Origin of the sequence: Flavobacterium cheonhonense, from assembly GCF_035671315.1 — a bacterium.
Lineage (GTDB): Bacteria > Bacteroidota > Bacteroidia > Flavobacteriales > Flavobacteriaceae > Flavobacterium > Flavobacterium cheonhonense.
Map to the genome: position 1 here is coordinate 220,747 of NZ_JAXAVY010000004.1, position 25,740 is coordinate 246,486.

Annotated in this window: 27 protein-coding genes; 12 read left to right on the forward strand and 15 right to left on the reverse strand. The window is 38.9% G+C overall.

All coding sequences use genetic code 11. From position 1 onward, the window contains the following. Nucleotides 1–52: 52 nt before the first annotated feature. The 3 genes from SK086_RS10755 to SK086_RS10765 are packed head-to-tail and all read left to right on the forward strand — an operon-like array spanning nt 53 to nt 2,670. Complete coding sequence (locus SK086_RS10755; protein ID WP_324691609.1) at nt 53–871, forward strand: glycosyltransferase family 2 protein; 819 nt, start codon at nt 53–55, stop codon at nt 869–871. Nucleotides 872–897: 26 nt separating this feature from the next. Further along, complete coding sequence (locus SK086_RS10760; protein WP_324691611.1) at nt 898–1,716, forward strand: glycosyltransferase family 2 protein; 819 nt, start codon at nt 898–900, stop codon at nt 1,714–1,716. A gap of 3 nt (nt 1,717–1,719) precedes the next feature. Beyond that, entirely contained in the window at nt 1,720–2,670 is a 951-nt protein-coding gene (locus SK086_RS10765) for an NAD-dependent epimerase/dehydratase family protein (protein WP_324691612.1), read from the forward strand. Here SK086_RS10765 and SK086_RS10770 read toward each other — a convergent pair. Both SK086_RS10770 and SK086_RS10775 read right to left on the reverse strand, forming a co-directional pair. Next, complete coding sequence (locus tag SK086_RS10770) at nt 2,654–3,703, reverse strand: glycosyltransferase family 9 protein (protein WP_324691613.1); 1,050 nt, start codon at nt 3,701–3,703, stop codon at nt 2,654–2,656. The two genes, SK086_RS10765 and SK086_RS10770, sit on opposite strands and share 17 nt — an antisense overlap. A gap of 67 nt (nt 3,704–3,770) precedes the next feature. Then, nucleotides 3,771–4,586 (reverse strand): 2,3,4,5-tetrahydropyridine-2,6-dicarboxylate N-succinyltransferase, encoded by an 816-nt coding sequence (locus SK086_RS10775; RefSeq protein ID WP_324691614.1) that lies wholly within the window; start codon nt 4,584–4,586, stop codon nt 3,771–3,773. 173 nt (nt 4,587–4,759) lie between these two features. Between SK086_RS10775 and SK086_RS10780 the strand changes: the two genes are divergently transcribed. The 6 genes from SK086_RS10780 (at nt 4,760) to SK086_RS10805 (ending at nt 9,862) form a co-directional block, all read left to right on the forward strand. Beyond that, nucleotides 4,760–5,668, forward strand: a complete 909-nt coding sequence (locus SK086_RS10780) for a copper resistance protein NlpE N-terminal domain-containing protein (RefSeq protein WP_324691615.1) — start codon at nt 4,760–4,762, stop codon at nt 5,666–5,668. A gap of 6 nt (nt 5,669–5,674) precedes the next feature. Further along, nucleotides 5,675–6,091 (forward strand): Holliday junction resolvase RuvX, encoded by a 417-nt coding sequence (gene ruvX / locus SK086_RS10785; protein WP_290875524.1) that lies wholly within the window; start codon nt 5,675–5,677, stop codon nt 6,089–6,091. Nucleotides 6,092–6,174: 83 nt separating this feature from the next. Next, nucleotides 6,175–6,762, forward strand: coding sequence for a peptide deformylase (gene def, locus SK086_RS10790; RefSeq protein WP_290875522.1), 588 nt, complete (start codon nt 6,175–6,177; stop codon nt 6,760–6,762). Between the two features lie 114 nt (nt 6,763–6,876). Beyond that, nucleotides 6,877–7,368 carry a DUF5606 family protein gene (locus SK086_RS10795; RefSeq protein ID WP_324691616.1) on the forward strand — a complete coding sequence of 164 codons (492 nt, stop codon included), beginning with the start codon at nt 6,877–6,879 and terminating at the stop codon, nt 7,366–7,368. Nucleotides 7,369–7,548: 180 nt separating this feature from the next. Next, entirely contained in the window at nt 7,549–8,322 is a 774-nt protein-coding gene (mazG, locus tag SK086_RS10800; protein ID WP_324691618.1) for a nucleoside triphosphate pyrophosphohydrolase, read from the forward strand. 94 nt (nt 8,323–8,416) lie between these two features. Next, a complete protein-coding gene (locus tag SK086_RS10805; protein ID WP_324691619.1) occupies nt 8,417–9,862 on the forward strand; it encodes an APC family permease in 1,446 nt (481 codons plus the stop codon). A gap of 37 nt (nt 9,863–9,899) precedes the next feature. Here the strand turns inward: SK086_RS10805 and SK086_RS10810 are convergent, their stop codons facing one another. The 6 genes from SK086_RS10810 to rluF are packed head-to-tail and all read right to left on the reverse strand — an operon-like array spanning nt 9,900 to nt 15,043. Next, nucleotides 9,900–11,147 (reverse strand): peptidylprolyl isomerase, encoded by a 1,248-nt coding sequence (locus tag SK086_RS10810; RefSeq protein ID WP_324691621.1) that lies wholly within the window; start codon nt 11,145–11,147, stop codon nt 9,900–9,902. A gap of 12 nt (nt 11,148–11,159) precedes the next feature. Continuing rightward, nucleotides 11,160–12,266 (reverse strand): peptidylprolyl isomerase, encoded by a 1,107-nt coding sequence (locus SK086_RS10815; RefSeq protein WP_324691623.1) that lies wholly within the window; start codon nt 12,264–12,266, stop codon nt 11,160–11,162. 8 nt (nt 12,267–12,274) lie between these two features. Beyond that, complete coding sequence (gldI, locus tag SK086_RS10820) at nt 12,275–12,841, reverse strand: gliding motility-associated peptidyl-prolyl isomerase GldI (protein ID WP_324691624.1); 567 nt, start codon at nt 12,839–12,841, stop codon at nt 12,275–12,277. Nucleotides 12,842–12,844: 3 nt separating this feature from the next. Next, on the reverse strand, nt 12,845–13,849 hold the full coding sequence (locus tag SK086_RS10825) for a DHH family phosphoesterase (protein ID WP_290875508.1): 1,005 nt from the start codon (nt 13,847–13,849) through the stop codon (nt 12,845–12,847). Nucleotides 13,850–13,885: 36 nt separating this feature from the next. After that, a complete protein-coding gene (crcB, locus tag SK086_RS10830; RefSeq protein ID WP_324691626.1) occupies nt 13,886–14,257 on the reverse strand; it encodes a fluoride efflux transporter CrcB in 372 nt (123 codons plus the stop codon). Next, entirely contained in the window at nt 14,258–15,043 is a 786-nt protein-coding gene (gene rluF / locus SK086_RS10835) for a 23S rRNA pseudouridine(2604) synthase RluF (RefSeq protein ID WP_324691628.1), read from the reverse strand. Nucleotides 15,044–15,158: 115 nt separating this feature from the next. Here rluF and SK086_RS10840 point away from each other — a divergent pair, with 115 nt between their 5' ends. The 3 genes from SK086_RS10840 to SK086_RS10850 all read left to right on the forward strand — a co-directional run bounded on the left by SK086_RS10840 (nt 15,159) and on the right by SK086_RS10850 (nt 17,449). Next, a complete protein-coding gene (locus tag SK086_RS10840; protein WP_290875502.1) occupies nt 15,159–16,031 on the forward strand; it encodes a cyanophycinase in 873 nt (290 codons plus the stop codon). An 86-nt stretch (nt 16,032–16,117) separates the two neighbouring features. Beyond that, nucleotides 16,118–16,960: an isoaspartyl peptidase/L-asparaginase gene (locus SK086_RS10845; protein WP_324691630.1), complete on the forward strand. Its 843-nt coding sequence runs from the start codon at nt 16,118–16,120 to the stop codon at nt 16,958–16,960. A gap of 9 nt (nt 16,961–16,969) precedes the next feature. Continuing rightward, a complete protein-coding gene (locus SK086_RS10850; protein WP_290875498.1) occupies nt 16,970–17,449 on the forward strand; it encodes a hypothetical protein in 480 nt (159 codons plus the stop codon). 49 nt (nt 17,450–17,498) lie between these two features. Here the strand turns inward: SK086_RS10850 and SK086_RS10855 are convergent, their stop codons facing one another. The 7 genes from SK086_RS10855 to thrS all read right to left on the reverse strand — a co-directional run bounded on the left by SK086_RS10855 (nt 17,499) and on the right by thrS (nt 25,516). Further along, nucleotides 17,499–20,108, reverse strand: a complete 2,610-nt coding sequence (locus SK086_RS10855; RefSeq protein WP_324691633.1) for a zinc-dependent metalloprotease — start codon at nt 20,106–20,108, stop codon at nt 17,499–17,501. 135 nt (nt 20,109–20,243) lie between these two features. Beyond that, nucleotides 20,244–20,651, reverse strand: coding sequence for a response regulator (locus SK086_RS10860; RefSeq protein WP_324691634.1), 408 nt, complete (start codon nt 20,649–20,651; stop codon nt 20,244–20,246). A 1-nt stretch (nt 20,652) separates the two neighbouring features. Next, nucleotides 20,653–21,942, reverse strand: coding sequence for a PAS domain-containing sensor histidine kinase (locus SK086_RS10865; RefSeq protein WP_324691635.1), 1,290 nt, complete (start codon nt 21,940–21,942; stop codon nt 20,653–20,655). 272 nt (nt 21,943–22,214) lie between these two features. Next, nucleotides 22,215–22,559: a 50S ribosomal protein L20 gene (rplT, locus tag SK086_RS10870; RefSeq protein ID WP_295334864.1), complete on the reverse strand. Its 345-nt coding sequence runs from the start codon at nt 22,557–22,559 to the stop codon at nt 22,215–22,217. Nucleotides 22,560–22,688: 129 nt separating this feature from the next. Next, the gene (gene rpmI / locus SK086_RS10875; RefSeq protein ID WP_108370561.1) at nt 22,689–22,886 is read right to left on the reverse strand and encodes a 50S ribosomal protein L35; all 198 of its coding nucleotides are present in this window, start codon (nt 22,884–22,886) and stop codon (nt 22,689–22,691) included. Nucleotides 22,887–22,992: 106 nt separating this feature from the next. Continuing rightward, entirely contained in the window at nt 22,993–23,517 is a 525-nt protein-coding gene (gene infC, locus SK086_RS10880; protein WP_290877705.1) for a translation initiation factor IF-3, read from the reverse strand. 52 nt (nt 23,518–23,569) lie between these two features. Next, a complete protein-coding gene (gene thrS / locus SK086_RS10885) occupies nt 23,570–25,516 on the reverse strand; it encodes a threonine--tRNA ligase (RefSeq protein ID WP_324691636.1) in 1,947 nt (648 codons plus the stop codon). Nucleotides 25,517–25,740: the final 224 nt, after the last annotated feature.

The following is a 25,740-nucleotide window of genomic DNA, read 5'->3' on the forward strand; positions in this document are numbered from 1 at the left end:
GAAAAGCCGAGGTTGTTCCTCGAAAAATCGTATTTTTCCCTTTTAATCGTAGATGAAATTATCAGTAATTATTACCACTTACAATTCGGAAGAATGGCTGCGCAAAGTGCTTTTGGGCTACACCGTGCAAACCGAAACCGATTTTGAAGTGGTCATCGCCGATGATGGTTCTACGTCCAAAACTGCCGAGATTATTGCGCAATTCCAGGGAAAATTTGCCTATCCGATTGTGCATGTTTGGCACGAAGATAAAGGGTTCCGAAAGTCGAGAATTTTGAACAAAGCTATTTTGCAATCGGGTGCCGATTATTTGCTTTTTACGGATGGAGATTGCATCCCGCGAAAGGATTTTGTTGCTGTTCATCTCAAGGAAAGAGAAACCGGTTTTTTCCTCTCCGGCGGCTATTTTAAGTTACCTATGGCTATCTCCGAATCGATTACAGACCAAGACATACTGAATCAAAAATGTTTTGAAATAGCTTGGCTTTTGAAAAAAGGCTTGAAAACCAATTTTAAGTTGTCAAAGCTTACCCACAATAAATATTTCGCGGCTTTTATGAATTGGATAACACCAACCAAACGCTCTTGGAACGGTCACAATTCTTCCGGATTCAAAGAAGATATTTTGGCGGTAAATGGTTTTAACGAGGCTATGGATTACGGCGGTATGGACCGCGAATTGGGAGAGCGCATGTTTAACAACGGTATGTTGTCTAAACAAATACGGTACAGTGCCATTTGCCTCCATTTGGATCACGCCCGAGGCTATGCCAATGCCGAAAAAATAAAGCACAATATGGCAATCCGACGCTACAATAAAAAGCATAAAGTAATCCGAATTGAGAATGGGATTGATAAATTGAAAATATAATTACCTTTGCAACATAATTACCCAATATGAAAATATCAGTTATTGTTAGTACTTACAATGCCGAAGAATGGTTAGAGAAAGTATTAATCGGCTACAGTGTTCAAACGTACAAAGACTTTGAATTGATTATTGCCGACGACGGTTCTCGACCTTCAACCAAGGAATTGATTGACAGTTATGCCCAAAATTATCCGGTTCCGGTACGTCATTTGTGGCACGAAGACCAAGGGTATCGCCGTCAGGAAATTTTAAATGTGGCGATCATGGAAGCAGCTCACGAGTACATTATTATGACTGACGGTGATTGTATTCCGCGAAAAGATTTTGTGGAAATTCACGCTAAATATGCCCAAAAAGGTAGATTTCTCTCCGGAGGCTATTGCAAATTATCGATGAAGTTGAGTAAGGAAATTGCCAAAGATGATATACTTTCCGGTAGATGTTTCGATTTGAAATGGCTGAAAAGCATCGACAAACTCAACCTGTCGAATGCCTTAAAAATTGGCGCAAATGATTTGTCGGCGAATATATTAGACTTTATTTCTCCTACTAATGCCTCATTCAACAATTGTAATTCTTCGGGTTTTCGCGAAGACATGATTGCCATTAACGGTTATGACGAGCGCATGAAATACGGCGGGCCGGATAGAGAATTCGGAGAGCGTTTGGAAAATAACGGCATCAAAGGAAAGCAAATCCGACACAAAGCCATCGTATTGCATTTGGATCATCCGCGTGGCTATAAAACACCGGAATCATTAGCGGCTAATTTGGCCATCCGCAAAGAAGTAAAAGACAAAAAAATAGTTTGGACGCCTTACGGTATAAAAAAAGACAACATTTAGTTCATGAGGATATTAGTCACCGGAGCAGCAGGTTTTATCGCCTCACATCTTTGTGAAAAACTACGCGATTTAGGTCATGAAGTAGTGGGATTGGATAATTTTAACGATTATTACAGTCCGGCTTTAAAACGTTTAAATGCTTCCGATTTGAAAGCCAAAGGCATTGACGTTATTGAAATTGATTTGAATGACAACTTGCAAACGGTTTTCAAAAATCCTTACGATTATATTTATCACTTAGCCGCGCAGCCCGGAATTTCAGCCGAAACTCCACTAAGCGATTATGTGACTAACAATATTTTTGCTACCCAAAACTTACTCGATGCGGTAGCCAAATACAATCCGAATTTAAAATCTTTTATCAATATAGCGACTTCTTCCGTGTACGGTTTGGTGGCTAATGTGGATGAAAATGTACCGGCGAAACCTATCTCTTTCTACGGCAGTACTAAGTTAGCAGCCGAGCAATTGGTCTTAGGGCAACAACGTTTGGGTAAGTTAAAGGCTTGTTCTATTCGTTTGTATTCTGTTTACGGACCTAGAGAACGTCCGGAGAAATTGTACACCAAACTCATAGAGAATTTGTATTCCGATAAACCTTTTCCGCTTTTCGAAGGCAGTGTTAAACACGAAAGAAGTTTTACTTATGTAGGTGACATCGTGGATGGCTTAGTGGCTATTATCGGGAAAGAAGAGGAAGTGAACGGTGAAATCATCAATTTGGGTACCGATGAAGTGCACACTACCCAAGAAGGCATCAACTTGGTGGAAGAAATTATGCATAAAAAGTTGATTGTCGATCACAAACCGGCGCGTAAAGGCGACCAAGAAAAAACCTCGGCGGTGATTGATAAAGCCAGAAAATTATTGGACTACGAACCGAAAGTAACGTTCAAAAAAGGGTTGGAACAACAAGTGCAATGGTATTTGGACAAGTTTACTTCGTCACTCTAAGCACAAACGCTTTTAATTTATCGGCATACAACTCCGGTTTCAATTTTTCGTACCATTCAAAAGCCAATGCTTTGTAGTTTTTGGCGTGCTTTTGGTACAATTCCGGATAGTAATCACTCAAATGTACGATATCGTAAAATCCGGTTTCTTCCTTGATATTCCATGAAGTTCGGTTAATCCAAGGCGCGTAGATGGTAAACGTAGGCACATTTAAAGCCTTGGCCATATTGGTAGCGCCGCCTTCATTGCCTATCAGCGCATCACATTGCGATTGTAGGGCGATAAAATCTCTTAAACCTTTGGCATAAAAATCCAAGTTGATTTTATGCTGAGTTGTTTCGGCACACAAATCATAAATGGCTTTCACCTCTTCCAATTGATTCGGCATATAATTGAAAAGCAATTGAACGTCTTTGGTATTTGTAATCAGGTCTAACGTTTCGGCCATGTATTTTGGTGGCAAACTTTTGTTTTTTCCGCTACCTAAAATACCAATCATAAAAATCGGTTTGGAAGTGTCGCAATTTTCTTTGATGGCAGCTTTAGCTTTCTCCTTTTCCTCTTCACGCAAATGAATCTGTGGATAAATCATTTCCACTTCTTTACCCAAAGCCGTTTTAGAAAGCGATAAACGATAGGCATTCGCTGTTGCATTGCAATCGGCATCAGGCACTACGGTTTTGGTATAGAAAAATTGTGTGTACCATTTGTAATGTCCGACGATGGTTTTGGCTCCCGTAAAATAAGCCGGTAAAATACTGTCCCATTTGCAATAAGCGTCAATAACGATGTCGTATTGCTCTTTTTTCAGGCTTTTACCAAAGCGATACAAGTTCAGAAATCCTTTGTGTTCCTGCGGTTCGAAGAAAAGGACTTTGTCTATAAACGGATTGTTATCAACCACAGGAAAAGTGTTTTTCTGAATCAGATAATGAACTTCGGCTCCGGGAAGATTTTTTTTTATCGTTTCACAAATGACCGTACTGGCCAACACATCGCCAATCATTTTGATTTGTATTACCAGTACTTTCATAAGGAATATTTGATATTAGATTTCAAATATTAGATTTAGGTTTAAAATCTAATATCTGCTATTTAAATTAAACAGCTACGTCGTATTCTCTTAACGCATTGTTCAGAGAGGTTTTTAAATCGGTGGAAGGTTTACGAGTGCCGATGATTAAGGCACACGGTACTTGGTAATCGCCCGCGGCAAATGATTTGGTATAACTACCCGGTATGACTACAGAACGCTCCGGCACATAGCCTTTGTATTCTTTCGGTTCCGAACCGGTCACGTCGATAATTTTAGTCGATGCGGTCAAACATACATTAGCACCCAAAACCGCTTCTTTGCCCACATGAACACCTTCCACTACTATACATCTGGAACCGATAAAAGCGCCATCTTCAATAATTACAGGAGCAGCTTGTAACGGTTCTAAAACACCGCCAATCCCAACACCTCCCGAAAGGTGAACATCTTTCCCGATTTGCGCGCAACTACCTACAGTAGCCCAAGTATCCACCATGGTTCCTTCATCTACATAAGCACCGATGTTCACGTAACTCGGCATCAAAATAACGCCTTTAGAAATGTAAGCGCCATAACGAGCGGTCGCTGGAGGTACTACGCGAATGCCTTTTTCGGCATAACCGGTTTTCAATAACATTTTGTCGTGGTATTCAAAAATTCCGGCTTCCCAAGTTTCCATTTTTTGGATAGGGAAATACATTACAACAGCTTTCTTTACCCATTCGTTAACTTGCCATCCGTTTGCGGTTGGTTCGGCAACGCGCAAGGTTCCGGCATCTAACATTGCAATGACTTCGCGTATGGCATTAGTAGTCGTTTCTTCTTGTAACAAAGCACGGTTGTCCCAAGCTTTTTCTATGGTATTTTGTAGTGTAGTCATGTTTACAAATTTAACTTTTTGATGATGGCCCAAAAGGCATGAGTGGCAAAGATAGTTTCATTTTTAGAAAGTTGCAACGCAATTCTTTAAATCAAAAAAATGTTAAAGTGTACTGTCAACAAATCAGATTAAGTAAGTTTGTTCTAACCTTAAAACCAATAAATATATTGTCCATGAGAAGTAATTCTTTGCTTTTAATTGCTTTATTTTCAATGTTTTTGAGCTGTCAAAAACAAGCAGAAAGTCAGCCTTCCGCCCAAGATTCGATAGCCAAAATGGATTCCCTTGTGAAAGAAGCGGCGCACCATGCCAGAAAATCGTTGGATTACATCGGAACCTATAAAGGTGTTTTGCCTTGTGCTGATTGTGAAGGATTGGAAACGGTACTATGCATCAATGAAAACAATACTTATAAACTACAAACCCGTTATTTGGGAAAAGGCGACAAAGTTTTTGAACAGAAAGGAACCTTTACTTGGGATGCCAATGGTGTTAAAATCATTTTAAACGGAATTGACAATGCTCCGAATCAGTATTTTGTGGGGGAAAATAAAATCACCCAATTAGACTTATCGGGTAAATTAATCACCGGTAAACTCGCTTTACAATACGTTTTGTCCAAACAAAGTAGCGAAGTTCAAACGGATGTAACAGACAATTCTAACGCTACTAAAGTCAATCTCAACAATCGTATGGAAGCCCAAACGATAATCAAAAAGGTAAATCCTGCAGTTGGAAAAGCAACATTGGCTGAAACCAAATGGCGATTGATGACCTTAAACGGTAAGATTGTCAAACAAAACGGAAGTAAAGATTATTTTATCAAGTTGAATTCCAAAGACGGAAGGTTTACGGCTTATGCCGGATGTAACAGCATTGCCGGCAGTTATGTAATGCCGTCTGCTTTTGGTTTGTCGTTTTCCAATGCGATTATGACGCGAATGGCTTGCCCGAATATGGAATTAGAATCACGCTTTGCTAAAATACTGGAGCAAACTGACCGATACAGCTTAAAAGACAATATTCTGAAATTCCAAAAAGGAAAGACAACGGTTTTGGCTACCTTTGAGCCGATAAATTAATTTCGAATGCCCAGAATTATAGCCATAGATTACGGAATTAAAAGAACCGGTATAGCGGTCACCGATGAATTACAAATCATAGCCTCAGGCTTAACTACAATTCCGTCGGATACAGCTATCGCCTTTTTAAAGGACTATTTCACCAAAGAATCGGTAACTAAAGTCTTGATTGGCGAACCCAAACAAATGAACGGTCAACCTTCTGAAAGTGCGCCAATCATTGAAAAGTTTGTAGCCGATTTTACCTTAGCTTTCCCGGGGATAAAAGTGGAAAGGGTAGACGAACGTTTTACCTCGAAAATGGCTTTTCAAACTATGATTGACAGCGGACTGTCAAAAAAACAACGCCAAAACAAAGCTTTGGTTGATGAAATTGCGGCTACGATTTTACTCCAAGATTATCTCTCGCGAAAAATGATATAATTTTGTTACTTTTGCTGCTTTAAATCAGAAAGCAGATTGTCATTTTTCATAATCTGAATTCCTTATTTCAAAATCCAAATCAAATGATTATTCCCATTTACGGATACGGTGAACCGGTTTTAAGACAAGTAGGCGCGGAAATTACGCCCGATTATCCCAACTTAAAAGAAATTATCGCTAATATGTATGACACGATGTACAATGCGTACGGTGTTGGATTGGCTGCGCCTCAAGTAGGTTTGGCTATCAGATTGTTCGTGATTGATACGGAGCCTTTCAGTGACAGCGACGATTTGTCGAAAGAAGAACAAGAGCAGTTAAAAACCTTCAAGCGTACTTTTATCAACGCCAAAATGTTGAAAGAAGAAGGTGAAGAATGGGGTTTTAACGAAGGTTGTTTGAGTATACCCGATGTGCGTGAAGATGTTTACCGTAACGAACGCATTACTTTAGAATATTTCGATGAAGATTTCAACAAGAAAACAGAAGTTTTTGACGGTTTAATTGCTCGCGTAATCCAACACGAATACGATCACATTGAAGGTGTTTTGTTTACCGATAAAATTTCGACCTTGAAAAAAACACTGATCAAAAAGAAGTTGCAAAACATCATGGAAGGCAAAGCCCGACCGGATTACAAGATGAAATTTGCCAATAAAAAAGGAAGATAATTGCTATAACAATAGCAATGGCAATAGGCAACAATAATTTGAAAAAATTAACAATTGCCATTGAACTTTGCCATTGAACTTTGATATATTTGTGCCCTAAATTAAATTAAGACAATGAACGTAGATAAAATTTTAGCTATTGCCGGAAAGCCGGGTTTATACGAATTGAAATTACAAACCCGTTCCGGATTTTTAGCAGAATCCCTATTAGACGGAAAGAAAATTACGGTTGGAATGCGAAGTAATGTTAGTTTACTTTCTGAGATTTCGATGTACACTTACAGCGAAGAAAAACCGTTAGCTGAAATCATGAGAGCGATTGCTGTGAAGGAAAATGAAGGTCCGGCACTTTCTCACAAAGAAGACAATGCTAAATTAATAGCCTATTTCAAAGAAATTTTACCGGATTACGATGAAGACCGCGTTTATGCTTCCGATATCAAGAAAGTATTAAATTGGTATAATATTCTTCAAGCCAAAGGTTTGGTTTCTAAAGAAGAGCCAAAAGTAGCCAACGCAGAAGCCATTAAGGAAGAAGTGGTGAAAGAAGTAAAGGAAGAAGCTAAAGCCAAAAAAGCACCTAAAAAAAACAAAAAAGAAGAATAGTTAATTACTTCTTCATAAATACAAATCCTATTGTTGTGTCCCAATGATAGGATTTTTTATTTTTACTCTACAAAATATTAAATATTAAATATTAAATATTAGATATTAAATATCTAAAATCTAATATCTAAAATCTAATATCTAAAATCTAAAATCTAATATCTAATATCTAATATCCAAATGAACACACGCCAACAACAACTCGATGCTTTCAACCGATTATTAGACATTATGGATGATTTGCGGGAAAAATGTCCGTGGGATAAAAAGCAAACCCTCGAGAGTTTACGCCATCTCACTATCGAAGAAACCTACGAATTGGGTGATGCGATTTTGGATAACGATTTGCCGGAAATCAAAAAAGAGTTGGGCGATTTGCTATTGCACATAGTGTTTTACGCCAAAATAGGTAGCGAAACCAACGACTTCGATATAGCCGATGTAGCCAATAGTATTTGTGATAAATTAATCGATCGTCATCCGCATATTTACGGTGATGTAGTGGTGGCTAACGAAGAAGAAGTGAAGCAAAACTGGGAAAAACTCAAACTCAAAGAAGGTAAAAAATCGGTTTTAGAAGGCGTGCCGAAAAGTTTACCGGCTTTGGTCAAAGCCAGCCGAATTCAAGACAAAGTAAAAGGCGTAGGCTTTGATTGGGAAGAACCGCATCAGGTTTGGGACAAAGTGCAGGAAGAGTTAAACGAACTGCAAGTTGAGGTAAACAATGGCGATCAAGATAAAATTGAAAGTGAGTTTGGTGATGTGTTGTTCTCTATGATCAATTACGCCCGATTTCTTAAAGTCAACCCAGAAGATGCTTTGGAACGCACCAATAAAAAATTTATCAAACGATTCATGTATTTGGAAAGCAAAGCCGCCGAGTTAGGAAAACCTCTAGTGGATATGACTTTGGCCGAGATGGACGTTTTTTGGGAAGAGGCGAAGAAGTTGTAGATTTGAGATAGCAGTTTTTTTGACTTTTGCCTTATCCCTTATCCCTTTCATCTATTTCACTATATTTGGAAAAACTAACCACTAAACCAACCTTATGTCAGAACAAAAAGAATTAAAACGCTCACTCGGGCTCATTGATGCCACTAGTATAGTTGCCGGTTCCATGATAGGATCCGGTATTTTTGTAGTAACCGTTTACATGGCGCGCGATCTAGGTTCCGCTGCCTGGATATTAATCACTTGGCTCATCACCGGTTTGCTGACCATGTCGGCAGCCTTAAGTTATGGCGAATTGGCGGGAATGATGCCAACCGCCGGCGGACAGTTTGTTTATATCCAACGCGCTTACGGAAAGTTGGCTTCTTTTCTCTACGGCTGGACCGTTTTTACAGTGATTCAAACCGGAGTAATTGCAGCCGTAGCGGTGACTTTTGCGAATTACACCGCGGTATTTTTTCCGGTATTGCAAGAAGAAATTTTTAGGATAGGCGATAGTTTTGTCTTTAAAAATAGTCAGGTTTTAGCGATGGCAAGCGTGGTATTGCTCACGTATATCAATACCAAAGGTGTTAAAAACGGAAAAGTCATTCAGTTGGTTTTCACCTCGGCCAAACTTATCGCACTATTTGCACTTATTGGTTTCGGATTGTATATAGGTTTCAGCACTGATACGTTTTCGAACAATTTCAACAACACTTGGGAAGCCAGTAAAACGGTTTTGGACGAAACTACCCAAACGGTTACAGTAACTAAGCTTACCGGTGTTGCCTTAGTTGGAGCCATAGGCGCAACGATTATCAACTCTTTATTCTCGAGCGATGCTTGGAATAATGTCACTTTCATTGCCGGAGAAATTAAAGATCCGAAGAAAAATATTCCGAGAAGTTTGTTTTTAGGAACGTTAATCGTAACTGTAATTTATATTTTAGCGAACATCGCTTATTTAGCCTTATTACCTTTAAACGGTGCGCCTGAAGGTTCGGTAGTGGAAAACGGAATTATGTTTGCTGCTCAAGATAGAGTAGGTGCGGCAGCGGCCAATATGATTATGGGCAATATAGGCGTTTTTGTGATGGCAGCTTTGATTATGGTGTCTACTTTTGGCTGTAACAGCGGTTTGGTTTTATCCGGCGGTCGTTTGTTTTATGCGATGGCGAAAGACAATTTGTTTTTCAAAAAAGCAGGCGAATTGAACAAGTTCGACGTACCGGAGAAAGCGCTTTGGTTCCAATGTATTTGGGCTTGTTTGTTATGTGTTTCAGGGAAGTATGGCGATTTGTTAACGTATGCGACTTTTGCCTCTTTATTGTTTTACATCCTTACCATTTACGGAATTTTTATCCTTAGAAAGAAAGAACCTAATGCTGAAAGACCATATAAAGCTTTCGGCTATCCGGTTATTCCGGCTTTGTATATATTGTTAACCGCAGCTATTTGCGTATCGTTATTAATTTATGATACGGTCAACACCGGTTTAGGATTGGTGATAGTAGCTTTAGGAATTCCGGTGTATTATTTGTTTATGCATAAAAAGGAATAAAAAAAAAGAGTCTCGATTTTGAGACTCTTTTTTTTTCTTATTTCGTTGGAATCGATTCAAACAATTCAATTTCAAAAATGATATTGGAGTTTGGCGGAATCACGTTTCCGGCGCCTCGTTCACCGTAGCCCAATTTTGAAGGGATGTAGATTAAATATTTATCTCCGAAATTCATCAAGTTCAATCCTTCTAAGAATCCGGGAATCAAACCGTCTTTTCTGCCGTATTGGAAAGGAAATGGTTGGTAGCCGTTTTGTTTGGCTCTGTTCTCGTCGAATTTACCAAACTCTTTGCTAACGGTTTCATAACTGCTGTCGAACAAACTTCCGTCTTCTAAATAGCCGGCATAGTGGATATAAACCGTTGCGCCTTCAGCCGGTTTTTTACCGTTACCCGTTTGTAAAACTTTGTATTTTAAACCGGTAGCCGTTTCGGTAGCCGATAGTTTAGTTTCAGCTAAAGCAGTGCCTTTGGCTTTCATTACCGGTCCGTAAGTGGCGTTGTATTGTTCTTTTTTCTGTTTTTCTAACTCTTCTTGCTTTCTTTTGTTTTCGGCAACAATAGCCGCTTCTTTAGCTTCATCAGCCGCTTTGTTATTCATGTAGTCAGCAAAAACTTTCGCAGCATTGAATTTTTGAGCTTCAGCACCTTTGCGAATGATGCTTACTTTTTTCATTACATCGTTTTGCTTGATTTTATTTACCACATCCATTCCTTTGGTCACATAACCAAAAATAGTGTGCTTTTGATTCAACCAAGAGGTAGGTGCAACGGTGATGAAAAATTGAGAGCCATTGGTTTTCGGCCCTGAATTCGCCATAGCCAAAATTCCGGGTTTATCAAAACCGGCATCGGTAAATTCATCTTTAAATGCATAGCCAGGACCACCGGAACCATTTCCGGCAGGATCGCCTCCTTGAACCATGAAATCTTGTTGGTCACCGTTACCGAGCGTGATGACTCTGTGGAATTTTAATCCGTCATAAAAGGGTTTGCCTTTTAACTTTTCATCCGTAACCGAAGCATTGGTGCCTTCAGCCAGTGAAATGAAATTGGCTACTGTTATTGGCGTTTTTTTGTATTCCAACTGAATGACGATTTTGCCTTTATCTGTGTCGATTTCAGCAAAAATACCTTCGTTGCTGGTATTAGCAGGAGTGGTAGCAACCGTTTTTTTTACGGCTACCGGAGCTTTTCCTTTAGGTGCTGCGGTTTTTTTAACTTGTGCGAAGCCGTTGGTCAATCCGGCGACAAGCAAACACAGCATGGTGATTTTCATTTTCATGGTTAATGTGGTTTATTTATTTAATAGTTCTACTTCAAAAATCAGATTGGCGTTTGGTGGTACAACATCTCCGGCGCCTTGTTCGCCGTAACCCAAATTACTCGGGATGAAAAATACCGCTTTTTCGCCAAATTTTAATTTGTTTACACCTTCTACAAATCCCGGAATGAGTTTGTTAGAACCCATTTGGTAAGGCAAACTCGAATAACCGTTTTGCAAAGCTCTTTGTTCATCAAACATCCCAAATTGTTTGGCTATTTCAGGATCGCTGGTGTCAAAAAGTGTACCGTCTTCTAAAAAGCCCGAGTAGTTCATATAAATCATAGCGCCGTCTTTGGGCTTGTTTCCATTGGTGGCTTTTAAGATTTTAAACTTGAATCCACTGTTTGTTTTTGTAGCACTTTCTTTCAATTGGTTGAAATACATTGCCTTTTGCTCTTTTACGGCCTTGTATTTTTGGTCGTAAATGCGTTTGTTTTCGGCATCAATTAAGGCTTGCTTTTTTTGATTTTCAAGTTCTTTTTTGAAGTAATCATTGAACACCTTTACGGCATCAAATTTTTTCACGTCTTCGCCTTTTCGGATGATGGTAACGCTGTTCATCATATCGCCTTGAACAATGGCATTAACTACATCTTGGCCTTCTACAACCTGACCAAAAACGGAATGTTTGCCATCCAACCAAGGGGTTTCCACATGGGTAATGAAAAACTGACTGCTGTTGGTGTTCGGACCCGAATTGGCCATAGACAACACGCCTGGTTTATCGTGTTTTAAATCGGTGAACTCATCTTTGCATTTGTAACCGGCATCTCCCGATCCCGTTCCGATAGGGTCGCCGGTTTGTATCATAAAGTTGGGAATAACACGGTGAAACAACAAGCCGTCGAAAAAGGGTTTGCCTTTTAAATCGGGTGTTACGAAATTGTTTTTGCCTTCGGCCAGTGTCACGAAGTTGGCCACTGTAATCGGCGCTTTTTTATAATTGAGTTCAACTATTATATTTCCTTTCGAGGTTTCAATTTCGGCGTAAAGTCCGTCTTTTAAGTTTTTGTGCTCGTCTTTACAAGAGATAAAAGCTATGGAAACGAGCGTCAATAATAAAAGTTTCTTGATCATTGTTGCAATTAATTTTCTGTTTTCAATTTGGTTTCAGGCTTAAAATCGTGTAGCGTTACCGTACAAATTAATGGTTGATTGGAGCCTATGCGTTTGTTGTCACCATGATAGCCAAAGGCCATATGCGATGGAAATAAGAAAGATACTTTTTCGTTTTTACGCATGAGTTTGATGCCGTCACGCAAGCCCATCATGATGTTTTGTTTGTCTACGATATAGGTTTGCGGTCTTAGTTCCACTTCGGAGTAGACTACGTTCCCGTCAAAATCTTTGATTTCATAATCAAAAGAAGCAACATCTCCTTTTTTAGGGCGAAGGGTATCTTTTTCATTGCGGACTTCGTAATGATACCAATAGCCTTTTTTGGAAGCAATGTATTTGATTTGCGGATTGCTTTTGATGATAGAATCGATTTGGGCTTCTTCACCGGCCACGAGTTTTTTATTGCGTTCCACTGACTCCTTCATGAAAGTGCCCGAAGAACGAGAAACCGGCATGCGCGCTTGTTGTTGTTTGCAACTGATAAAACTCACCAAAACAAGCAATAAGGCAGTTATTTTTGAGGCGTTTTTCATAGCTTAAATGGTTATTTTGGAAATTAATTGTTCAAATTTTTTCACAGTTTCGGCTAAGCTCTCATACGATTTTCCGCCGGCTGCGTTAATGTGTCCGCCACCGTTAAAATGGTCGCGCGCAAATTGATTGACATCAAAATTGCCTTGAGAACGGAAAGAGATTTTGATGATATTTTCATCTCGGTGTTCTATAAAAATGGCTGTAAAATGAATGCCTTTGATGGTTAATCCATAGTTTACAATGCCTTCGGTGTCGCCTTTTTCGTAATGGAATTCATCGAGTTCTTTTTGCGAAAGTGTAATATACGAGGTTTTGTATTCCGGATATATTTTCATGTTTTGCAAAGCGCGGCCCAATAGCTGTAAACGATTATACGAATTGTTATCGAACAACAAATTGTGAATTTCACTGTTGTTGATGCCTAAGTCAATCAGTTCCGCCACTATGCGATGGGTATTGCCCGTGGTAGAAGGAAAGCGAAATGAACCTGAATCGGTGGTGATTCCGGTGTAAATACAGGTCGCAATAGTGGTGTCGATTAATTCTTTTTGACCCAAAAAGCCGATAAAATTATACACCATTTCACAAGTCGAACCAAAGGCGGTATTCGAGTAGGTATATTTGGCATAAGTATCCGGCTTTTGGTGGTGGTCTATCATAACCATCGGAACGGTAACTTTATTCAGCACATGTTCCATTTCACCGGTTCGGTGTAATGCATTAAAATCTAAGGTAAAAACCAACTCGGCTTCTTGTATGATTTGTGCACAATGGGCTTTATCGTTTTCATATATTTTCACTGTTTCCGAGCTCGGTAACCAAGCCAAGAAATTCGGAAAGTCATTCGGTGCAATTACCGTAGGTTGGTGGTTGAGCTTCAATAAGAAATGATACAAGGCTAGGGTAGAGCCCATAGCGTCGCCATCCGGACTTCGGTGTGGAATAATAGCAATTTTTTTAGGGGTAGCCAATAATTCTTGAATGGCTGAAATGTCTTCTTTTTTCATAGAGGGCGAAGTTACATTTTTTTCAGGAAACGGCGTTTATTTGGTTACAAAAAGTCCGAGCCAAAGGGCAAAAAGTCCGACTAAAATGCTCAAGCCGATATAGCCGAAAGCCAGCAAAGAATTTTGATTTTGAAACAAGTTGTAATTTTCCAATCCAAAGGTAGAAAAAGTTGTGTAACCACCGCAAAATCCGGTAATCAGGAACCATTTTAAATTGCTGTCGGCTAGCTGATTTTTGGCTAAAATTCCCATGAACAAACCAATCAAAAAACAACCGACAACATTGGCTAAGAAAGTCGCTAACGGAAAATGATTGGACCAAAATTTCGACACCAACACGGTAGTTAAAAACCGGAACACACTTCCAATGGCACCACCTAAAGCTATGTATAAAATGGTCTTAAGCATTTAGCGTTTGTTGTTGAAATTGTTATTGCTATTGAAATTGGATTTTGGTTTAGGCAAACTCGCTTCTTCGGTCTTACTCGATGGTGCGATGAGTTGGTTTAATTGTTTGATTTCGGCATCGGATAACTCTCGGTAGCGACCCACATGCACATCAAGTGAAATATTGATGATTCGAATTCTTTTTAAGGCTGTTACTTCATAACCTAAATATTCGCACATACGACGAATTTGACGGTTTAAGCCTTGGGTTAAGATGATTTTGAAAACGTATTTGCTGATTTGTTCTACCTTGCATTTTCGGGTTACAGTGTCTAAAATCGGAACGCCGTTGCTCATGCGTTCTATGAAACGCTCGGTTATTGGTCGGTTCACCGTAACAATGTATTCTTTTTCGTGGTTGTTTCTGGCGCGTAGAATTTTGTTTACAATATCGCCGTCATCGGTCATAAAAATCAAACCTTCACTGGCTTTATCTAATCGGCCAATAGGGAAAATACGTTTGGGATAATTGATGTAGTCTACAATGTTGTCGCGGACTTTTCTATTCGTAGTACATTCAATGCCAACAGGTTTGTTGAAAGCCAAGTACACCGGTTTTTCGGTTTTCTTCAGGATGAGTTTTCCGTCTACTCTAATTTCATCCTCCACCGAAACTTTAGTGCCCAATTCAGGAACTTTTCCATTGATGGTAATGCGACCTTGTTCCAATAATTTGTCGGCTTCACGACGGGAACAGTAACCGCTCTCGGAAAGGAATTTATTAATACGGGTTTGATTGGTTTCCATAGCGCAAATATAACACAATTTGCCAATACCGTTTCTTGATAAGTTCGTTGATAAATTGGGTTCAAAAAACGTAAAAAAGGTTGGTAAGTTTTAAGTTTTTTCTAATTTTACCGACATGAATATACAAGGCAAACTTATTATAATTGGCGGTGCGGTTGACAAAGGAAGTTTTACTGAAACCGATTTGGACAAAAGTGCTCCACAGAATTTAAATTTCTTTGAAGAAGGTATTTTAAAACGCATCATCAAAGAATCTAAAAATAAAGAAGCGTCGAGAATTGAAGTGATTACTACGGCTTCAAAAATCCCTCGTGAAATTGGTCCTGAATACGTGAAAGCCTTCAATTATTTAGGTGCACACAATGTTGATGTATTGCACATCGAAAGAAGAGAACAAGCCTCAGAGCCTGAAATTTTAAACCGATTGAAAGCAGCTGATGTGGTCATGTTTACCGGTGGAGATCAGTTGCGATTGACTTCGATTTTAGGTGGAACGCCTTTTGATGATTTGTTAATCAGCAAATACCGAAACGAGGATTTTGTGTACGCCGGAACCTCTGCCGGTGCTGCTGCTGCTTCCAATAATATGATTTACCAAGGTAGCAGTCATGAAGCTTTGCTGAAGGGAGAAGTTAAAATAACGTCTGGTTTGGGTTTGATTGACGATGTGGTGATTGATACCCATTTTGTGCAAAGAGGTCGTATCGGTCGCTTGTTCCAAGCCGTTGTTGGCAATCCGAAAGTACTGGGTATTGGTTTAGGAGAAGACACCGGTTTATTGATAACCAATGGTCGACAAATGGAAGCTTTGGGTTCCGGTTTGGTTATTTTGGTCGACGGTCGCGAGATTAAAGACACGAATTTAACCCAAGTTGAACTCGGTCAACCTATCTCTATCAATCATTTGGTGACTCACGTGATGAGTAAAAATGACACCTTCGATTTGGATACTTTTAAAATGACGATTAAATCTTCACAATACGTTTAAATTTTAAATATCAAATATCAAATTTTAGATATTAAATATGAATTGAAATTCAAGCATATTTGATATCTAATATCTAATATCTCAAAATGAAAATAATCATCCACGGCGGATTTTTCTCTGAATCTTCTACCAATCTCGAAACCAAAATCGCCAAACAACAAGCTTTATTGCGCATTGTAAAAGATTCCTATGCTTATTTGCAAAACCATTCGGCTTTGGAAACGGTAGTGTATGCGGTTTCGCAATTGGAAGACGATGCTTTGTTCAATGCCGGTATCGGTTCCCAAATTCAAAGCGATGGTAAAATTCGCATGAGTGCGTCTTTGATGGACGGTTCGACTCAAAAAATGAGCGGCGTGATTAACATTGAAGAGGTTAAAAATCCGGTGCAAGTGGCCCAAGTGTTGTTGGATTATGACGATAAAGTATTGGGCGGAAGTGGCGCAACAAATTTTGCTCGCCAACACGGATTTGAAAAATTTTCTACAGAAATTCCTCAGCGTCGTGCCGAGTATGAAGCCAAATTGGCTTCCAAAGGATTAGGAACGGTAGGTTGTGTTGTTTTAGATGCCAATGGAAAAATTGCCGTAGCTACATCAACCGGAGGGAAAGGATTTGAAATTCCGGGCAGGATTTCAGATTCGGCTACAGTAGCCGGAAATTACGCCAACGCATTTTGCGGGGTTAGTTTAACCGGTGTTGGAGAAGATATTGTAAGCGGAGCAGTTGCGGCTAAAATTGTGACCCGAGTTACGGATGGTTTTACGTTAGCGGAAGCTTTTGAGAAAACGTTCAACGAACTCAAACCTTATGATGGATTTGCCGGTGCGATTGCAATCGACAGTAAAGGGAATATTTTTCATCAGGATTCGCATCCTAGTATGGTGTTTGCCAGTTTTGACGGAGAGAACGAAGAAGTTTTTAATTAACCATATACTATGAAAAAAATTATCTCATCCATTTTATTACTCGGTACTATTATGACAGGTTGCTCTTCTGACGGAGGCGACAGTACCGCATTTACTTCTTCAATAGATATTGATGGTGAACAGTTCATTCCTTCAGAAATAACGGCTTATCCGGATAATCAGTCGTTCGAAAACGCCACGGTTTTTGTATTGGGAAGTAATAGCAGTTCACCTCAGAATCAACATATCATGGTGGTAAAAGTGATTTATCCTTTGTCACAAGAAGATGCATCAGGAACCTATTTAATTAATGGTATTCAAGGTACAGGGAATTATACCCGATTTACCGATAGTTATTTGCTTTATAATGGAAGTGTGACGGTTGAAGATTTGGGGAACAATAGGTATACTTTGACATTCAACAGCGTCAAGGGAAATCAAGGAAATGGTTCTACGGAAGTAATAACCGTGAGTGGAACGATATCAGGTAAGTTTCAGGAAAGTAATTGAAAAATCCCAATCTAATCAGATTGGGATTTTTGTTTTAGGAGCATTTTTTTTATTTGATAGCCAGTGCGTTTTCAATTAAGAAACTAAGGTAGTTTCTGTGCGCTCTAGTGCTTTCATCAGCCGAAGTAGCGGTAGCTAACATCAATTTGATTTTCTTCAAGGTTTGACGGGCAGCAGCTCTTGAAATGTCATCGTGACGGTTTTTAGGATCGTTTACATCGGCAATTTCAATCACTTCTTTTACAAAGTAAGTCTGCAAATATTGACGGTGCATGTTTACTTTACCCACCAAATCCGCTTTGAATACACCGTTGGTTAAATCGGTCATCACTTCGGCTACCGAATAAGTATTGCCATACATACTTGTGTTGGAAATTCTTTGTAAAGTAGTCGGATGCAAAATATGACCTAAAGTAGCATCGGTTTGAATAGATTGGTAAATAGCATTCAGTTTAGGATCTTCAGTTCCTGAGAAGAAATTGAATCCACGTCTTTGCATTTGTAAGTAAGGATACAATGAAGCATCTGCATCGAAAGCATTTGGCGCTAAAACATATTTGTTTAAAACTTCAATAGCTCTTTTTTGTTGCACTTTAGAAACCGGAGTGAATGGTTTAACAGTGGAATTTTGTCCCACAAAACTACGGTCGATAAACACACCACCAACATAACGGCTAACCACTGCAGCCATATTTCTTCTTTGTCCGTTAAGCATATTGAAACGACTTCTCAATTCGGCATAGCTTTCACCGTTTTTGCTGTATTTGCCTTTTAATTTTGGCATTATGCTGTTCACAATTTTGAAGCGTTCTTCAGCATTTCCTATGGCATCGCTGCTTAAGTCATTCACCATGACTCTTGGGTCGATGGCTTTTCCCGGAGATCTCATGTCATCTGCATCGTTACCAAAGGCTAAGTTAGGATCTGTGCTTCGGCTTAAGATTTTTTGCAATTCGGCTTCTTCAGTTTTTTCGTCAAATTCTTTGTAACCGAATTCGATGGCCCATAAATCGTATGGTCCCGGTTTGGTAGTGTAGAAGTTTCCTTGTTTGGTTTTATCCGTAGCCAAGTTGATGGCAGGATAATCCATTACTGAACCAATCAAACCAATTTTTTCCGTAATAGCGGTGTTGTGTAAGTCGGTCGGACTTAACATCTGGCTCGATTTCATATTGTGATTTAAACCTAAAGTATGCCCCATTTCGTGCAACACTAAATAGTATAAAAATTCTTTGTGTGCTCTGGAAATGGTTTTCGGATCTTCCGAATTCACTTCGGCAAAAGTGGTTCCCATTAAGAACTGGCTTTTCAGCTCGTTGGCTAAAGTACAAGCGGTTCCGTCATTGTGGAAATGAGCATTTATGGCTTCGCTTGCACCTTCATTTTTAAACGAAAATAATTCGTCCATGGTTGGCGTACTGCTACCTGAATACCATTCGATAGTGATATCGGAACCTAAAATTTGTCCGGTTCTCGGATTGGCAAAACTTGGTCCGATAGCGCCATAGCTTGGATAAGCAGACGATACCCAACGGATTACATTGTAACGCACATCGCCCGCATCCCAATCGGCATCATCGGGTTGGATTTTCATTACCACGGCATTTTTAAATCCGGCTTTTTCAAAAGCTTCATTCCATTTGTTTCCGGCTTCCATTACGGTTTGGCGGTATTCCACAGGCGTGGTGTTTTCAATCCACCAAACAATAGGTTCAACCGGCTCACTGATGGCTGCATTCGGATCTTTTTTGGTCAAATACCAACGGTTGATGATGTCTTTGTAAGGCGTAGCTTTTACGCTGGTTAAATCGGTTACCGCTTGCCCGAAATACCCAACACGCGGATCGTCTTTTCTTGGTCGGAATTTGTTCTCCGGCATTTCTAAGAAGGTGTGCTGGATGCGAACGCGAACGTAACGTGCATCCGTAATGTCTTCGCCTCCGCCATTAAACGGAGCAGGATTGTCGTAGGCCAAATCTACTGTTACGTCAGTATTATTTGGGTAAGAGCGAATGCTGTGGTATTTTGATTTGGCGGAATTAAAGTTTCCTAAATTGAAAACGGCTCCCGGAGGCATTCCCGGAGGCATGATAGGTTTAACAGGATCTAGTTTTTCACTGATGAATAAACCGTCGGCCGCAATTAAAAATCCTGTGCTGTCTTTGGCTACAACTTTTTCAGCTAAGAAAATGGCTTCGGCTATATCAGTGCCGGCGGTTTTGCTTACTGCGTTGTTTTTGTCGTAGTAAAAATTAGTGTTTACCAAGCCAAATTCGATTTTATCGTTGGCTTTTTTGATGTTAAAGACATTTGTTGCTCTGTGCATACTTTGGTTCAACCCTAAAGTAGTCGGACCATTCATCGAATAACTTTGATAGATGAATTCCTTGTTAAGTTGGTTTTTTTTGATGTAGAGTTGGATACTTCCGGTTACCGTATCTTGGTAAATGGTAAATAATCCTTCGGTTTTTTTGCAGCTTTTTACTTTGTCTGCGATAGAGAGTTTAGGTGCTTTTTTCTCTTTAACCGAGTCTGTTTTGGTCGTAGCCAATTCCTTTTTATTTTTCTTTTTTCGATCCGATTTCTCTTGTGCAACGGATACACCGGAACACACTAGAAAGGCCATAGAGAAAAACAATGAGAGTCTGATTTTGCTCATAATTTTTTTTTGGTAAATGTATTGATGAATAGATAATGATAAAACCCTAGCAAATTACTATTAATTTGCAGATTTATAAGAAAGTTAAGATTTTTTTAACTAGTGAAAGTTAAGTTAGGTTTTGCATGTCATCTCCTAACCGTTTGACATTTTTTTGACAATAGAGATGAATTTTTCTTTGGCTAAGGGTTTTACAATAAAATCGGTGATGTCACTGTATTCTTTTGACTTCTCATGATCGTAAGTTGAAACAGATGAAGTGATGACATACAAGTTGATTTTTTTGCACATTTTTGGTTTTAATCGGATGTATTCATCCAGAAATCCCCAGCCGTCCAGTAAAGGCATGTTTAAATCTAAGAAGATGACTTTCGGCAACAATGTTTCTTCTTCGGCCACTTCTGACAGGTAATTTATGGCGTCTCTACCGTTGCTGAAAATGCTAATTTGTTCGGCTATTTCAGATTCTTCTATGATTTTTTTGATGATGTACGTGAAGATTTCATCGTCATCAATAAGCATTATATTACTGGGTGATTTCATATTATTGGTTGATAAGTTCTACGTGAAAAGTACTGCCTACATCGGGTTGACTTTCCACCCAAATTTTGCCGCCTAAAGCGGTTACTTGTGATTTTGTTATAAATAGTCCAAATCCTTTAGCGGCGGGATGATTGTGGAAGACCTTTCGGATTTTGAATAAATTTTCACTGTGTTTATTGAGATCTAATCCCAATCCATTGTCAGAAATACTGATGATGACACTATCATTTTTTATCTGTGAATTGATTTTGATGATTGGTCTTCTTTCAGGGGAAGAATATTTAAGTGAATTGCTGATTAAGTTTTGCAAGATACTTCTCATATAGTTTATCGGATAGCATAGTTTTGGAGCTTGACTAAAGTCCATTTTAATGATGGCTTGGGTTTTATTGATTTCTCCTTGTAAACTATCTATAATATTATTAGTAAAGCTTTCGAGTTCAATTTCCTCATAAGGTATTTCAGTATCTTGAGTAATTTGTATGGATTCCACAAGTTCGTTAAATGTATCGTTGAGATTTTTAGCCGCTTTGTCTAACTTCTCCAGAAAGATGATGTTTTCTTCATTGGTAGAATTTTCGGCAACCATTTCAACCAGCATTGAAATATTGACCAACGGTGCTCTTAAATTGTGAGAGATGATATTGCAAAAATCTTCCAACTGTTTTTTTTGATGGGTCAATGCCACAACATTCTTTCCGATAGTTTTATTGGCTTCTTCTAAATGTTGCGTTCTTAAGCTGACTTTCTCATCAAGTTGGGCATTGAGTTTTTCCAATTCTTTAGTGCGCTTAATGATTTCAATTTTCATGCGCTCTATTTGACTTTCTAATTTAGTGTTTTGTTGGACTGTCTTTTCAGATACTTCAGACAACTGAACAAAATCGGTTACTTCTTCTACACGATGGATGATGTATAGTACATCGCCATTTTCATCCAAAACCGGTTTGTTGACAGGGCACCAATAACGTTCCTCAAATATTCCCTCTAAATTTTTTACATCATACCGTTGGACAGCCATGGTATGAGCAGTTTTATGTTTGAGCACATAATTCAAGGAGTATTTCAAGTTAGATTGGCCATCAGCAATTATATCTTCAGGGTTTTCGGGAAAAACCACAAATAAATTTTTTCCTATCATGTCTAACCGATGTATACCCGCAGCTTTTGTCAATTTTTCACTGACATCCATTATGGTTAAATCAGTTGAGAGTATAATGTATAAACCTGGTAATTCCACAAACAGCTTTTGATAATCAATAGTGTTTGTTGTAATCATATTTCCACTCATAAACATACCTGTTTAATTGAAATCTTTTAAAAATATTGTTAATTATTCAAGGATGAAATTCGGGGATTTTCAAAGTTAAACAAATTGTGATATAATTCTGCTTCTGAGAAAAAATAATCAGCTTATTTTCAATATTTTTTTGAGTAACTGTTTTTGGCTTTTCGATTTGTTGAGTCGGAGGAACCTGTTTTTGTTAGGATAGGGCAATAAAAAATCCCGGACTAGCCGGGATTTTATTATAAGTAAGTTAAATCGTGGTTGTACAAACGTTTTTATTTCACTTTATTCACGATAGCTTTGAAAGCTTCCGGGTGATTCATAGCTAAATCAGCCAATACTTTACGGTTCAATTCGATACCGTTTTTCTTAACTAATCCCATGAATTGTGAGTAACTCATTCCTTCCAAACGAGCTCCGGCGTTGATACGCTGAATCCATAAAGCTCGGAAGTTTCTTTTGTTTTGCTTTCTGTCGCGGTAAGCATAAAGCATAGCTTTTTCTACTGCGTTTTTAGCAACTGTCCAAACGTTTTTACGTCTACCAAAGAAACCTTTGGCTTGCTTCATTATCTTTTTTCTTCTTGCTCTTTTAGCAACTGAATTTACTGATCTTGGCATAATTTTGTGTGTTTTTTGTAGCAGGCGTCCCGAATTGAATCAAGGGAACTTAAGGCCGTACTCCAAGGTTATTAAATGATTTTTTAACCTAAAGAAAGCTAAAGGCTCGCAGCTATTGGCTGTTAGCGATTAGATAATTCTTAATTGTTCTTTAACGCTCTTCATATCTGATTGGTGAACCAAAGCAGAGTGAGTTAACGCTAGTTTACGCTTTTTAGATTTCTTGGTCAAGATGTGACTTTTGAAAGCGTGTTTTCTTTTGATTTTTCCGGAACCAGTTACTTTGAATCGCTTCTTAGCACTGGATTTTGTTTTCATTTTAGGCATTTTTTCCTAGTTTATTTAATTTAACTTACTTACTTTTTTGAAGTTGCTGAGTTGCTTAGTTTCTGAGTTTTTTTTCAGTTGTTCACTAGCTTAGTCTCTCGGTCACTTATTTACCTTTTTTTTTCGGCGCGATGAACATAATCATACGCTTTCCTTCTAACACGGGCATGGCTTCCACTTTACCGAATTCTTCCAAATCTTGTGCTAAACGCAACAATAAGATTTGACCTTGTTCTTTATAAATAATAGAGCGTCCTTTAAAGAATACAAAAGCTTTTAATTTTGAACCTTCTTTCAAGAATTTTTCAGCATTTTTTCTTTTAAATTCGTAATCATGCTCATCAGTCTGAGGTCCGAAACGAATCTCTTTAACCGTGATTTGCGTTGATTTTGCCTTTAATTCTTTTTCGCGTTTCTTTTGCTGGTAAATGAATTTACCATAATCCATCAGTTTACAAACCGGTGGATCAGCATTTGGAGAAATCTCTACCAAATCTACTTCCAGTTCATTGGCCAATCTCAAAGCCTCAGTAAATTTAAATACCCCGGGCTCAATATTTTCTCCAACTAAACGAACTTCAGAAACACCACGAATTAACTCATTAATTCTGTGGGCTGCTGTTTTTTCCACGCGAGGCTGATATCCTCTGTTATTTCTTATTGCTATGACTCTATAATTTTAGTTAAACTTCAAATGTTTTTAATGTTTTGGCAATTTCTTCGTTTACAATCTTAGCAAATTCTTCAATTGTAACGGTAATATTGCCTTTGCCTTCTTGACCATGACGACGAACGGAAACAGTTCCGTTTTTCTCTTCTTCTTCGCCTACAATCAGCATGAACGGCATTTTTTGTACTTCCGCATCTCTGATTTTTTTACCAATCGTCTCGTTGCGGTTGTCAATTAGGGCGCGAATTTCGTGAATTTCCAGCAATTCTAAAACTTTTTTCGCATAATTTTCATATTTCTCGCTCAAAGACAAGATTATAGCTTGTTCTGGCATCAACCATAATGGGAAGTTTCCGGCAGTGTGTTCCAGCAAAATAGCAATAAAACGCTCCATGGATCCAAACGGCGCACGGTGAATCATTACCGGACGGTGTAACTTGTCATCAGCACCTTTATAAGTCAATTCAAATCGCTCAGGTAAGTTGTAATCTACCTGAATAGTTCCTAATTGCCATTGTCTTCCCAAGGCGTCTTTCACCATGAAATCCAATTTCGGACCATAAAAAGCGGCTTCACCACTTTCAATAATGTAGTTCAAACCTTTATCGCGTGCCGCACTGATGATGGCATTTTCTGCTTTTTCCCAGTTTTCAACGCTACCTATATATTTGTCCGGATTGTCTAAATCACGAACCGAAACTTGTGCTGTAAAGTTTTCAAAGCCTAACGAACCGAATACATACAACACCAAGTCGATTACTTTTTTAAACTCGCTGTCTAATTGGTCAGGAGTACAAAAGATGTGGGCATCGTCTTGCGTAAATCCGCGAACACGAGTCAATCCGTGCAACTCACCACTTTGCTCGTAGCGGTAAACGGTTCCGAACTCGGCATAACGTTTCGGTAAATCTTTGTACGACCAAGGTTTGTTGTTGTAAATTTCACAGTGGTGCGGACAGTTCATTGGTTTTAGTAAGAACTCTTCGCCTTCGGCCGGTGTATGGATGGGTTGAAAACTGTCGGCACCATATTTAGCATAGTGACCGGAAGTCACGTATAGTTCTTTTTGGCCGATATGCGGCGTAACTACTTGCTCGTAACCGGCTTTTTTCTGAGCTCTTTTCAAAAACTGCTCTAAGCGATCACGTAAAGCTGCGCCTTTTGGTAACCATAACGGCAAACCTTGTCCAACTTTTTGTGAAAAAGCAAACAATTCCAATTCTTTTCCTAGTTTTCTGTGGTCTCTGCGTTTGGCTTCTTCTAATAATTCTAAGTAGTCTGTCAAGTCTTTTTGTTTCGGGAACGAAATCCCATAAACTCGAGTCAACTGTTTGTTCTTTTCGTCACCACGCCAATAAGCGCCGGCAACACTCATGATTTTCATCGCCTTGATGATTCCGGTATTCGGAATATGGCCGCCGCGACACAAATCAAAGAAATTAGAATGGTCACAAAAAGTAATAGTACCATCCTCTAAATTCGAAATCAACTCAGTTTTATATTCATTGTTTTTGTAAATCTCTAAAGCTTCCGCTTTTGAAACCGGACGCATTTTAAATTCGTGCTTCTCTCTTGAGATTTCCAATACGCGATCTTCAACTTTCTTGAAGTCGGCTTCCACAATCTTTTGCTCGCCAAAATCTACATCGTAATAAAAACCGTTTTCAATGGCCGGACCTAAAGTTAATTTAATCCCGGGATACAGTTCTTCTAAAGCTTGTGCCATAACGTGTGAAGTAGAATGCCAAAAAGCTTTTTTACCTGCTGCGTCATTCCACGTATATAATATAAGTGAACCATCGGTCGTCAACGGAGTGGCTGTTTCAATAGTTGTACCGTTAAAAGCAGCCGAAATTACATTTCGCGCTAATCCTTCACTGATGCTTTTGGCAACATCCATTGGAGTCGAACCATTGGCAAACTCCTTAATCGAACCGTCTGGTAGTGTAATCTTTATCATTCCTTAAATTTTATGGACTGCAAATATAGTAGTTTAACAAAATACACACAATATATATATAGTATAATGATAAAGTATATTCAGTAGCGAAAGGCTCGGGCTTTATTTGCGGTCTGCATTCCCGCTTTTCGCGCTACATGGTAGCTGCTTCAATCGGGGCTAAACAGTTAACTTTTGTTTTGTGTTTGTAAAGATTTAGAAAAAGATTAGCTCCAAGAATCATG